The organism is Diaphorobacter sp. LI3 (genome assembly GCF_022807955.1).
Lineage (GTDB): Bacteria > Pseudomonadota > Gammaproteobacteria > Burkholderiales > Burkholderiaceae_C > Diaphorobacter > Diaphorobacter nitroreducens.
Genome location: NZ_CP094346.1, coordinates 3,301,471 through 3,313,034, shown reverse-complemented (window position 1 = coordinate 3,313,034; position 11,564 = coordinate 3,301,471). Strand labels below are relative to the sequence as shown.

General features: G+C 64.6%; 9 protein-coding genes. 5 read left to right on the top strand and 4 right to left on the bottom strand.

Annotated elements, in window-relative coordinates:
• Positions 1–29: 29 nt before the first annotated feature.
• Together nosZ and MRB47_RS15465 are read right to left on the bottom strand one after the other, a co-directional pair.
• Positions 30–1,970: a TAT-dependent nitrous-oxide reductase gene (gene nosZ, locus MRB47_RS15470; protein ID WP_011804572.1), complete on the bottom strand. Its 1,941-nt coding sequence runs from the start codon at positions 1,968–1,970 to the stop codon at positions 30–32.
• Positions 1,971–1,981: 11 nt separating this feature from the next.
• Positions 1,982–2,242, bottom strand: a complete 261-nt coding sequence (locus MRB47_RS15465) for a hypothetical protein (RefSeq protein WP_234305558.1) — start codon at positions 2,240–2,242, stop codon at positions 1,982–1,984.
• Positions 2,243–2,562: 320 nt separating this feature from the next.
• On the opposite strand from MRB47_RS15465, the gene MRB47_RS15460 reads away from it, so the two are divergent.
• Both MRB47_RS15460 and MRB47_RS15455 read left to right on the top strand, forming a co-directional pair.
• Complete coding sequence (locus MRB47_RS15460) at positions 2,563–3,003, top strand: c-type cytochrome (protein ID WP_041835930.1); 441 nt, start codon at positions 2,563–2,565, stop codon at positions 3,001–3,003.
• 18 nt (positions 3,004–3,021) lie between these two features.
• Positions 3,022–4,110 (top strand): FAD:protein FMN transferase, encoded by a 1,089-nt coding sequence (locus MRB47_RS15455; protein WP_252101139.1) that lies wholly within the window; start codon positions 3,022–3,024, stop codon positions 4,108–4,110.
• Positions 4,111–4,215: 105 nt separating this feature from the next.
• Here the strand turns inward: MRB47_RS15455 and MRB47_RS15450 are convergent, their stop codons facing one another.
• Both MRB47_RS15450 and MRB47_RS15445 read right to left on the bottom strand, forming a co-directional pair.
• Complete coding sequence (locus MRB47_RS15450; protein WP_252101138.1) at positions 4,216–5,061, bottom strand: symmetrical bis(5'-nucleosyl)-tetraphosphatase; 846 nt, start codon at positions 5,059–5,061, stop codon at positions 4,216–4,218.
• A gap of 296 nt (positions 5,062–5,357) precedes the next feature.
• Positions 5,358–6,377, bottom strand: a complete 1,020-nt coding sequence (locus MRB47_RS15445; RefSeq protein ID WP_252100635.1) for an IS30 family transposase — start codon at positions 6,375–6,377, stop codon at positions 5,358–5,360.
• Positions 6,378–6,514: 137 nt separating this feature from the next.
• Here MRB47_RS15445 and MRB47_RS15440 point away from each other — a divergent pair, with 137 nt between their 5' ends.
• The 3 genes from MRB47_RS15440 (at position 6,515) to MRB47_RS15430 (ending at position 11,490) form a co-directional block, all read left to right on the top strand.
• Positions 6,515–6,811, top strand: a complete 297-nt coding sequence (locus MRB47_RS15440; protein ID WP_011804577.1) for an H-NS histone family protein — start codon at positions 6,515–6,517, stop codon at positions 6,809–6,811.
• A gap of 389 nt (positions 6,812–7,200) precedes the next feature.
• Entirely contained in the window at positions 7,201–10,119 is a 2,919-nt protein-coding gene (locus tag MRB47_RS15435) for an aconitate hydratase (RefSeq protein WP_252101137.1), read from the top strand.
• A 126-nt stretch (positions 10,120–10,245) separates the two neighbouring features.
• A complete protein-coding gene (locus tag MRB47_RS15430; protein ID WP_252101136.1) occupies positions 10,246–11,490 on the top strand; it encodes an FAD-dependent monooxygenase in 1,245 nt (414 codons plus the stop codon).
• Positions 11,491–11,564 lie beyond the last annotated feature (74 nt).

The window sequence follows — 11,564 nt, the reverse complement described above, 5'->3', positions numbered from 1 at the left end:
CAGGCCAGGCCCAGGAGGGTTGCGCGTCATCAGGCTTCGACGATCATGCGCGTGCGCATTTCCAGGTGCAGCGCATGGCAGAACGTGGAGCAGTAAGCCCAGAACACACCGGGCTTGTCGGCGATGAAGGTCACCGACTTCGTCTCCAACGGGTTGATCACGAACTGGATGTTGTACTTGGGCACCGCGAAGCCGTGCGTCAAATCTTCGATCTTGTCGAGGTTCGTGAGGATCAGCGTGACTTCATCGCCCTTCTTGACGGTGAATTCACGCAGGCTGAAGGCAGGGGCCTGCGACGTGAGCTTCACCGTGACCTTCTTGCCGTTGCGGAAGACGCCGGATTCCTTGGCGTCCTTGACGGCCAGCGGGAACTCGTCCAGGTCGTAGACCTGCTTGGGCTTCACGATGTCACGCTTGAAGATGATGAAGTCGTGGGGCTCGCCGCGCACTGGGTGGTCGGCCAGCAGCACCATCTTGTCGCCCGAGATGTCGATCAACTGCTCGTTCTCGGGGTGGAAGGGGCCCACCGGCAGGAAACGGTCCTTGGAGAACTTGCAACCCACGGCGAGGAACTTGCCGTCAGCGGCCACGGTTTCCGAGTGCGTGGCATTGATGTGCCCAGGCTGGTAGTGCACGTCCAGGCGGTCCACGACGTAGGTGGCGTTCTTGTCACCCTTGTGGAAGGCGATGGCCTTGTCGATGTTCCACTTGACGATCTGGCTGTCCAGGAACAGCGTGGTGTAGGCGTTGCCGCGGCCGTCGAAGGCGGTGTGCAGCGGGCCCAGGCCGATTTCCACCTCGGCGACGATGGCGTCGTCGAGCTTCTCGCTCTTGCCGTCGAACCAGTCCAGCACCTTGGCCAGTTCGATCACGGTGGCCGTGGGCGACAGCTTGCCGGCGCAGATGAAGTACTTCTGGTCGGGGCTGGCGTTCACGCCGTGCGGGTTCTTGGGAACGCTCACATAGGCGGTGAGAGCGGTCTTGGCATCCTTGTTGGCTTCGCGGGTGCCGTCCACCACGGGCACCTTGGACGTGCCGTAGGTCTTGAACTTGCCGGCCTTCACGGCTTCTTCGATGCGGGCAATGTTGAAGAACAGGCAGGCGTCGCGCTCGGCCGACATCATGTCTTCGTAGTGCACACCGTTCTCGGTGTTGTACTGGTTGGTCGCTGCCAGCTTGCCGTCGAACGACGTGGCCGTCAGGTCGCAGTTGCCGTCGATCAGGACCTGCCAGCGCACTTCCATGGTCTCGGCATCCACGCAGGTGAACATCGAGCGGTACTTCTCGGTGGCGTTCACATCCTTGCCGTCGTTGGGCAGGGGAATGCCGAATTCAGCGCCGCAGAACACGCGCGTGGTGTAGTTGATGTTGGGATCGACCGGATCGCGCTTGTCGGGGAAGATGCCGTGGAAGCCCTGCACGTTGGGCAGCTCGGTGATCTTGTCGCAGATGAAGTAGTCCAGGCGGATGCGGGCGATGCGGCTGTTGATCTTGTCGTTGACCCAGGCGTAACGGCCGTCGTAGTTGCCGTCCTTGTACGAGCCGTGCAAGTGGTGGGTGTCCGCCACGGTGTAACGCAGGCTGCCGTCGGGCTTGGTGCCCATCACGGCCTTGGATTCATTGGTGATGCCCCAGCCCACGAGGGCGTCAGGCACGAAGCAGGGAATGCGCAGAAGTTCACGACCGGAGGGCAGGCCCAGCACGCGAACGTCGCCGTTGTGGCCGCCGCTCCAAAGACCGTAGTAGGTATCGAGCTCACCGGGCTTGAGGTGCACATTGGCGCCGGCGTGGGCGGCAGCAGCGGGGGCGGGTGCCGGCGCGGGGGTGCCGGATGCTGCAGGGGCGGCCGCGGGCTTGTCGTTGCACGCGGCAACGCCCACGGTCAGTCCCGCCAAAGCAGCGGTATTGATGAACCGGCGGCGTCCCATGCCGACGGTTTCAGGGTTCAGGCTCTCTCTCTTGTCGCTCATGATGTCCTCTTTCAGGTAGTGCAAGCGGAAAATGGGGGCGCGCGCGCAGGTGGTGGCGCGGCCGTGGGGGCAACGGCCACCACACGAGGCGGTGGCAGGGGTACGGAATGGGTGATGGGCCAGCCCGGCACGGTCAGTACGGCGGGTTGCGGCGGTTCCATGCTGGGCAGGCACAGCGAGCAGTCCATGCCCAGGGTGTCGAGCACGGCATTGCTACCGGCATGGTGAACCACCAAGGTGGCGCCGCTGGCACTGGAACAGACGAGTTCCATGGTGCGCGGCTGAATGAGGGGGGAGGCCAGTGCCGCCCCAAAACCAAGGACGAACCACGCCACTGCCCACCAGCGTAGGAGGTTCAGGGAGCGGAGTTTATCCATGGCGGAAGTATGGGCTCTAACGGCGCGTGGTGGAAGCCACCTCTGTGGTGACAGTGCCTAAATGTTCACTTTGAATGTTTCTTTCGATGTTGATTTACATCAAATGAATGATTCTGGAAACTACAAAACTGACGACCCATTGAAGGGCAGGCTCGTTGCATGGGGCGCAGGCTAAGATGCCCTTTTGGTTTTGGACGTCAACAAGAAAGGCTTTCATGAAAAAGACATCTCTCACGATGGCGCTGGCCGCCGCAACCCTGCTGCTCGCCGCCTGTGGCAAAAACGACGCTCCGGCGCCCGCGCCTGCACCTGCACCCGCTGCGCAAGCACCGGCTCCCGCGCCTACCCCTGCTCCCGCGCCAGCCGCTCAAGCACCTGCCGCCGCCCCCGCGACGGCGGAGAACACCGTCGGTAAGAGCGTGTACGGCAAAACCTGCGCGATGTGCCATGCGGCCGGCGTTGCAGGGGCTCCCAAGCCTGGCGATAAGGCCGATTGGGCGCCGCGTATTGCCCAGGGCAAGGACACGCTCTACAAGCACGCCATCGAAGGCTTCACCGGCAGCAAGGGCATGATGCCCGCGCGCGGCGGCGCGGCTTCGCTGAGCGACGACGAAGTGAAGGCCGCCGTGGATTTCATGGCTGACCAGTCGATGTAAGGACCGGAGGGGCTCGCGATGAATTCAGATCGGTGCATGCCGGCGGTAGGCAACCGGTGGACGCGGCGGCGCTTCGCCCTTGCGCTGCCGTTGCTGGGCGCGCTGGCGTACCTCCACCCGCGCCAGGCTTTGGCTGGCATGGTGGAGGGCGCGCAGCCCCTGGTGCGCGCGAGCCGTACCCTCATGGGCACACGCATGGACATCGCGGCTGCCGTTGGCAATGGCCGCGATGCCGGCGCTGTGCAGCAGGCGATGCTGCACGCATTCGCGGAAATGGAGCGCCTGGAGGCGCTCATGAGCCGTTACCGGGAGGGCAGCGACGTGGCGCGGCTCGGCGCGGCCGCCGGCCGGCATGCCGTGCACGTGGCCCCGGAAGTGATGCAGGTGCTGCGCACGGCGCGTCGCCTGCACCAAGAAAGTGCTGGCGCCTTTGATCCCACCGTCGGTGCACTGCGGGGCTGGCATTTTGAGCCAGGCCACGAAGCCGCGCCGGCACCTGAGGAGATCGCTCAGGCGCTGCGTTTGGTGAACGCGCGCCACCTCGTGCTGGACGAGCGCGCAGGAACGGCCTACCTTGCGCGGCCGGGCATGGGGTTGGATCTGGGCGGCGTGGCGAAGCTACCTATTTTGCAGGCGGGCTTGCAAGTGCTGGAGCGCGCTGGCGTCACGGATGCGCTGGTCAACGGCGGTGGCGATGTCCTGGTCATGGGCCGGCAGCACGACCGTCCCTGGCGTGTGGGCGTGCGCAATCCCTCTGCTCCGGCGCAGCTGCTGGGCGTACTGGAACTGCAAGGGCGCGGCGTGGTGGCATCGTCCGGCGACTACGAGCGGGGCTTCCTGCGTGCAGGACGCCGCCTGCACCATGTGCTCAACCCCCGCACGGGTTGGCCCACGGAAGGTGTGCCTGGCGTGGCGCTCCTGGCCGAGCGTGTTGAAGACGTCAACGGCTGGGGCACGGCGCTGATGGTGCAAGGGGCTGCGGCCGCACCTGCATGGCATGCGGACCACGCACATGTCGAAGCCCTCGTGGCGAGCGCGGATGGCACGCGCTGGAGCTCCCCTGGCATGCTCGCCGCGCTGCGGCCAGTGCCGGCGCGCGCAGGATGAAAATCTTTCTTCGCGGGCCGGTGGCGCCGCGAAGAAGGCTTTTGGCGATTTGCGGCTCAACTGACGGGACAGCAAGCGCCCCAAGCTATATTGTTGATAGCGTGCCTAGGCACCGGGCATTTGCGCCTGCGGGCATTCCACGTGGCAGCGCTCGCGGTCGGCCAGTGTCGTGCCGAAACGCACTGCGCTCAGGCAGCCGCCCCACACGCAACCGGTGTCCAGCCCGAGGACGTCCGCCCGATCCAGCCAGCCCAACGTGGACCAGTGGCCAAAGGCGATCAGTGTGTTCTGCGTGCGACGTCCGGGTGCGTCAAACCACGGCACCAGTCCTGGAGGCGCCTCGGAGGCGCTTTCGGTGCTCTCGAAATCCATACGGCCCTCGGGTGAGCAAAAGCGCATGCGCGTGAGCGCATTCACGATCACGCGCAGGCGGTCCGTTCCCTGAAGCTCCGGGCTCCACAGGTCGGGAGAATTCCCGTACATCTGCTGCAGAAAACCGGCGAACTCCCGGCTTTGCAGGACGGCTTCGACTTCGCCGGCATATGCCAGCGTCTCATCTGCCGTCCATTGTGGCAACACGCCGGCATGCACCATCAGCAGGTCGCCGCCACCATGGTGTACACGCCGCGCCAGCGGCTGGTGCCTCAGCCATTCGAGCATCTCGTCCCGATCCGGCGCCAGCAGGATGCCCTGCAGCGTGTCGCGCCGCGACGGTCGGCGCGTGCCGTAGGCGGCAGCGAGCAGGTGCAAATCATGGTTGCCGAGTAGGGGCCGCACGCTGTCTCCGAGGGTGATGCAGCGGCGCAGCACCGCGGCGGAGTCCGGGCCGCGGTTCACCAGATCACCCAGCACGTACAACGTGTCCCGGCTGGGAGAGAATCCAATGGTGGCGAGCAGGCGTTCAAAGGCGTTGTCGCAACCCTGGATGTCGCCCACACAATATAGAGCCATATTCTTAGAACAGAGTCAGGAGAAGCGGCGATTGTGCTCGCCAACTGGGTGGAATCGGTGGTTATTTGAAGGGCTATGCGACGCTGGCAAAGTGCTGCGCAAACCAGAAGCGTTAGTAACTAGTTGAATCAAATCACCATTTTGGTGCAAGCAATGATACGGATGCATTGGTGCACCTGCGCGAGAAAAGGTTCCTTGAGGGTGTCCATGAGAGGTAGTGATCTGGGCTGGGGTTGTTCGTTGCTTTTTTATGCGGGGCGGTCTCAAATCTGAAGTGCAACACCGCTGGTTGATATTCAATGAATGGTAGCGGAGCTTTTCTCGGCGATAGCCGCCATGAATCGCTGAAAAGCCTGGTAGGGAGAATCCCAGCCGAGAGTCTGACGAGGACGGTTGTTCATCAGATCGGCCATGGAGTCCAGCGCATCCTGGTCATGCATGCTCAGGTCTGTGCCCTTGGGCATGAACTGGCGCAGCAGCCCATTCGTGTTCTCACAACTGCCTTTTTGCCAAGGGCTGTGCGGATCACAAAAGTACACCCGCATGCCAAGGGCTTGGGCGAGTTCCTTGTGCCGGGCCATCTCCTTGCCCTGGTCGTAGGTGAGCGTCTGGCGCATCGGCTGTGCGATCTGGCGCAGCTTGTTGGTGAACGCGGCCAGCGCACTGTCTGCGGATGCGTCAGGCATCTTGCACAGCAGCACCAAGCGCGTTGAGCGCTCTACCAGCACACCCACCGCCGATTGGTTGCCAGCACCCTTGATCAGATCCCCCTCCCAATGCCCCGGGATCACGCGATCATTGACCTCGGGTGGGCGAACATGGATAGAGACCATGTCTGGAATCTGACCACGCCGATCAGAGCCTGCTGAACGCGGGCGGCGTGTACTCTTGCCTTGGCGCAGCAGTGCGATGAGCTGGCGGCGCAACTCACCGCGTGGGTATGCATAGATGGCGGTGTAGATGCTCTCGTGCGAGGCATGCATGGTTGGGTCCTGGGGATACATGCGCTGGAGTGTGCGTGCAATCTGCTGGGGCGACCACAGCCAGCACAGCATGGTGGTCACAAGAGTCCACAACGCCCCGCAGCTGTGCAGCTTGGGGTATGGCTTGGCCTGAATGCGCCGCAGCTGGCACAGACGCTGCGCAGGCGCGCTGGCGTAACCGCCGTGGCAGGCGTTGCGCCGCAACTCACGGCTGATGGTGCTGGGGCTGCGGCCTTGAAGGCGGGCTATGGCCCTGATGCTCCAGCCCTGCTGGCGCAGCGATGCCAGCGTCACTCTGTCTTCTGGCTGCAAGTGCTCGTATCTCGTTCCCATTTGCGTACATTACCCTTGGTGAGGGTGTTGCACTTCAGATTTGAGACCGCCCGGCCAATTGCCATGAACTTGTAACGGGATTGGGTTTAGGACTTTATAATCCGCGTGCCCATTAATCCTTAACGCTCCATACCTCCATGACCGTCAGCTACAAAGAACTGTTGAAACAGCGTGAAGCCCTTGAGCAGCAAATCACCGAGGCGCGACGCCGTGAATTGACGGCTGCTATCTCGCAGGTGCGTGAACTGGTGGCGGAATATGGCCTGACGCAGCAGGACGTGTTCCCTGCAGGCCGCACGGGCCGCGTTTCTGCAACCAGTGGAACCAAGGTCGCGCCCAAATACCGCGACCCCGCCACGGGCCAGACCTGGACGGGCCGCGGCAAGGCGCCGAAATGGATTCAAAACGAAGACCGCGAGAAGTTCGCTATTTGAACACCACGTGGCGGCGCGGCTCGGCGCAATTCTCCGGGCCGACCTAACCGCTGTTTTGCGTGTGATTTGAAGAACCCGCTGGGGCGTGGCCTTGGCGGGTTTTGTCGCTTATGAGGGGTGCAGTATTCGTGGCGCGGTGCGCGGCAATATGGTGGGCGCGTCAAAGGCCCCGCTGATGTCAGACACTCGGTAAAGTGGCCCACGCTCCGATTAACGGATACGGTGCAGGAGCGGTGGAACGGTGCTTTCTGGCCGCGCGGCGACCGCAGAACGCGTATTCATTTAAATCCGATTGCCCCCAGCGTGGGGTAAAGGTATTTCGCGATGCGTTGGCTCTGCAGTGCGGCGCTGCCAAAATGGGCTCTGTCGTTACCCACAGGAGTTCTTGTATGGCAGCCTCCCGCAACCCCGGTCACGCTTTTGCTTCCACGCTCGCTACGTTTGCCACGGCAGCGGGAAAGAGCGGCAAGTTCTATTCGCTGCCTGCGCTGGCGCGCCAGTTTCCGGGGGTGAACCGGCTGCCGGTGTCCCTGCGCATCGTGCTGGAATCCGTACTGCGCAATTGCGATGGCCGCCGCATCACTGCAGAGCATGTGGAGCAGTTGGCTCGCTGGGCGCCCAATGCGCCGCGCAAGGACGAGATTCCGTTCGTGGTGTCGCGCGTCGTGCTGCAGGATTTCACGGGCGTGCCGCTGCTGGCCGATTTGGCCGCGATGCGCAGCGTGGCCCAGCGCCTGGGCCACAACCCCCGCAAGATCGAACCGCTGGTGCCTGTGGACCTGGTAGTGGACCACTCCATCATGGTGGACTACTACGGCACGAAGAAGGCCCTCGACCTGAACATGAAGCTGGAATTCCAGCGCAACCGCGAGCGCTATGAGTTCATGAAGTGGGGCATGCAGGCCTTCAGCACTTTTGGTGTGGTGCCTCCGGGCTTTGGCATCGTGCACCAGGTGAACCTGGAATACCTCGCACGCGGCGTGCACAAGGGCAACGACGGCGTGTACTACCCCGACACGCTGGTGGGCACCGACAGCCACACCACCATGATCAACGGCATTGGCGTCGTGGGCTGGGGCGTGGGCGGCATCGAGGCCGAGGCCGCCATGCTGGGCCAGCCGGTGTACTTCCTCACGCCCGACGTGGTGGGCTTCGAACTCTCGGGCCAACTGCGCGAGGGTGTCACCGCCACCGACCTGGTGCTCACCGTGACCGAGATCCTGCGCCGCGAGAAGGTGGTGGGCAAGTTCGTGGAGTTCTTTGGAGAAGGCACGCGGACCCTGGCGCTGCCCGACCGCGCCACCATCGGCAACATGGCACCGGAATATGGGGCCACCATGGGTTTCTTCCCGGTGGACGAGAAGACCATCGACTACTTCCGCGGCACGGGGCGCACCAAGGCGGAGATCGATGCGTTTGAAGCGTACTTTCGCGCACAAGGCCTGTTCGGTGTGCCGCGCGCGGGGGAGATCGACTACTCGCAGGTGGTGCGTCTGGATCTGGGGGATGTCACCCCCAGCCTGGCCGGCCCCAAGCGCCCGCAGGACCGCATCGAACTGGGCAACGTGTGCCGCCAGTTTGCCGAGTTGTTCAGCAAGCCGGTGGCCGAGTCGGGTTTCAACCAGCCCGCTGAGCTGCTGCACACGCGCCACCATATCCACCGGCGCATGGCGCCCGTGACCGAGGGGGCCCCCAGCGAAAAACCCGCACCCGAAGGGGCGCCGCGCTTCCTGGTCGAGATGGAGCAGAACAAGCCGCGCCTGGAGGTGCAGCACGAAGACGCGGCGATCCATTTGCCCGCCAAGGGGGCGGACCCGACCATCGGCAACGGCGACGTGCTGATCGCGGCGATCACCAGCTGTACCAACACCTCCAACCCCAGCGTACTGCTGGCTGCGGGCCTGCTGGCCAAGAAAGCGGTGGAGGCAGGGGTGCGGGTCGCGCCGCATATCAAGACCTCGCTGGCGCCGGGCTCGCGCATCGTGACCGAATACCTCACGCAGACCGGGCTGCTGCCCTATCTGGAAAAGCTGGGCTTTGCCCTGGCGGGCTATGGCTGCACGACCTGCATCGGCAATGCGGGCGATTTGGCGCCCGAGCTCAACGAGGTCATCACCAGCAATGACCTGGTGTGTGCCGCGGTGTTGTCGGGCAACCGCAATTTCGAGGCGCGCATCCACCCCAACCTCAAAGCCAACTTCCTGGCCAGCCCGCCGCTGGTGGTGGCCTATGCGATCGCGGGCACGGTGCTCAAGGACCTCATGACCGAACCGGTCGGCAAGGGCAAGGGCGGGCGCGACGTGTACCTTGGCGACATCTGGCCCACCAGCGACGAGATCCATGCGCTCATGAAGTACGCCATGAACGGCAAGGCCTTCAAGGAGAACTACGCCAAGGTCAAGACCGACCCCGGAGCCCTGTGGAACAAGATCCGCGGGGTGGACGGAGACGTCTATGTGTGGCCCGGCAGCACCTACATCGCGGAGCCGCCATTCTTTGCGGATTTTGCTCTCGATTCAGTAGCTGGTGGCGCTGGTAAACAGGGCGCTGCAGGCCAAAAATCCTCGGAGTCCGTGATGGGTGCCCGCATCATGGCGCTGTTCGGCGACTCCATCACCACGGACCACATCTCTCCCGCAGGCTCCATCAAGGAAACCTCTCCCGCCGGCCAGTGGCTGCTGCAGCACGGGGTGGCCAAGCCCGACTTCAACAGCTACGGCGCGCGCCGCGGCAACCACGACGTGATGATGCGTGGCACCTTTGCCAACGTGCGCATCAAGAACCTCATGATCCCGCCGCTGGCCGACGGCTCGCGCGAGGAGGGGGGCGTCACCCTCTTTCAGGGCGAGGGACCGATGCAGGGCCAGAAGATGTTCATCTTCGACGCCGCGATGCACTACATCGCCAACAAGACGCCCACGGTGATCTTCGCGGGGGAGGAATACGGCACCGGCTCCAGCCGGGACTGGGCGGCCAAGGGCACCCAGTTGCTGGGCATCAAGGCGGTGGTGGCGCGCAGCTTCGAGCGCATCCACCGCTCCAACCTCGTGGGCATGGGGGTGCTGCCGCTGCAGCTGCGCGACAACGACTCGTGGCAGAGCCTCGGCCTGCAAGGCGACGAGGTGATCGACGTGATTCCAGACCCCGCGCTCACACCGCAAAGCGAGGCGCGCCTGGTCATCCGCCGTGCGGATGGTTCCTGCCAGGAAGTGGCCGTCACCCTGCGCATCGATACCCCCATCGAGGTGGACTATTACCGTGCGGGCGGCATCCTGCCGTATGTACTGCGACAGTTGCTGAGTGCGTGATTCCATCTCTTAGGACGCGATGCTGCGGCCCCAGGCGGTGCGATCTGGTCTGCGCGCCGTGGGATTGCGCCATGCCTGATGCACCGCTGATAGCAGGGTGGCTGCCGGTGGGCGGACAATCGGTCCATGCAGAAACAAGTCTTGATCGCAGGCGGTGGCATCGGAGGATTGGCTGCGGCCCTGGGTAGCTCGCGAGCCGGGTGGGAAGTGCGCCTCTTCGAGCGTGCCGCGGAGCTCACCGAGGTGGGTGCCGGCGTGCAGATCGGCCCGAACGTGGTGCGCCGGCTGCAGGCCTGGGGCCTGCAGGGGGCGCTGCAGGCCGTGGCCGCCTTCCCCGAGCGTCTGCAGGTGCGCAGTGCGCTCACCGGCGCTGAGTTGGCGGCGCTGCGCCTGGGCAACACCGCCATCGAGCGCTACGGCGCCGCCTACGCCACTATCCACCGTGCGGACCTGCACGGACTGCTGCTCGATGCATTGCGCGAGCGCACCGGTGTGCACCTGAACCTGGGCCATTCCATCGTGCACCATGCGCAAGACGGTGGCGTGGTCACCGTGCGCGTAACGCGCCCCGGCCCGGGAAGCGACAGCGAGGGCGGTGCGCAAGATCTGCTGATCGAAGGTGATGCGCTCATCGGCGCCGACGGCCTGCGCAGCGGCACACGCATGCGTTTGCTGGGTGAGACGCCCACGCGAGTCTCCGGCCACCTGGCCTACCGCGCCGTGGTGCGCCAGGATGCGCTGCCCCAGGCGCTGCGCAGCCAGCAGGTGACCGCCTGGCTGGGGCCGCGTCTGCACGTGGTGCAGTACCCGCTGCGCCGTGGCGAATTGCTGAACGTGGTGGCCATCCGCCACGGGCAGCCGCCGGCCGACCTCGATTCCTGGGACCATGGCGCCAACGCGGCCGATCTGGAGGCCGCGCTGGCCCGCACCTGCACGCCGCTGCAGGACTTGATTCGCGCCGTGCCGCAGGCGGGCAGCGGCTGGCGCCTGTGGCCGCTGCTGGACCGCCCGCCCGTCGCCGGCCCGCAAGAGATGGCGCAGGGCTTGGTGGCTTTGCTAGGCGACGCGGCACACCCCATGCGGCCCTACCTGGCGCAAGGCGCCGGCATGGCCATCGAGGACGCGGCCGAGCTGCAGCGCGCCCTGGCCATGCACGACCTGGAAGTGCCGCTGCGCCTGCGCCGTTACGCGCTCAACCGCTGGCAGCGCAACGCGCGCGTGCAGGAGCGCTCGCGGCGCAACGGGCGCATCTTCCATGCCACGGGCCTCGTGCGCTGGGGGCGCGACACGGCGTTGCGGCTGCTGGGAGAGCGGCTGCTGGACGTGCCCTGGCTCTATCGGGGCGACGGCTCCAGCGCCAGCTCGCTGTGAGCGTGCGCTGGGGCAGTTGGCATGTGATGCTATTTAATTGATAGCTATTTGCGCTTATCCTATAAGCGATAACG

What these genes read in the sequence shown, in the direction of transcription:
- nosZ (WP_011804572.1), bottom strand. Translation starts at nt 1,970, where the DNA reads ATGAGCGACAAGAGAGAGAGCCTGAACCCTGAAACCGTCGGCATGGGA.
- MRB47_RS15445 (WP_252100635.1), bottom strand. Translation starts at nt 6,377, where the DNA reads ATGGGAACGAGATACGAGCACTTGCAGCCAGAAGACAGAGTGACGCTG.
- MRB47_RS15435 (WP_252101137.1), top strand. Translation starts at nt 7,201, where the DNA reads ATGGCAGCCTCCCGCAACCCCGGTCACGCTTTTGCTTCCACGCTCGCT.
- MRB47_RS15440 (WP_011804577.1), top strand. Translation starts at nt 6,515, where the DNA reads ATGACCGTCAGCTACAAAGAACTGTTGAAACAGCGTGAAGCCCTTGAG.
- MRB47_RS15465 (WP_234305558.1), bottom strand. Translation starts at nt 2,242, where the DNA reads ATGGAACTCGTCTGTTCCAGTGCCAGCGGCGCCACCTTGGTGGTTCAC.
- MRB47_RS15430 (WP_252101136.1), top strand. Translation starts at nt 10,246, where the DNA reads ATGCAGAAACAAGTCTTGATCGCAGGCGGTGGCATCGGAGGATTGGCT.
- MRB47_RS15460 (WP_041835930.1), top strand. Translation starts at nt 2,563, where the DNA reads ATGAAAAAGACATCTCTCACGATGGCGCTGGCCGCCGCAACCCTGCTG.
- MRB47_RS15455 (WP_252101139.1), top strand. Translation starts at nt 3,022, where the DNA reads ATGAATTCAGATCGGTGCATGCCGGCGGTAGGCAACCGGTGGACGCGG.
- MRB47_RS15450 (WP_252101138.1), bottom strand. Translation starts at nt 5,061, where the DNA reads ATGGCTCTATATTGTGTGGGCGACATCCAGGGTTGCGACAACGCCTTT.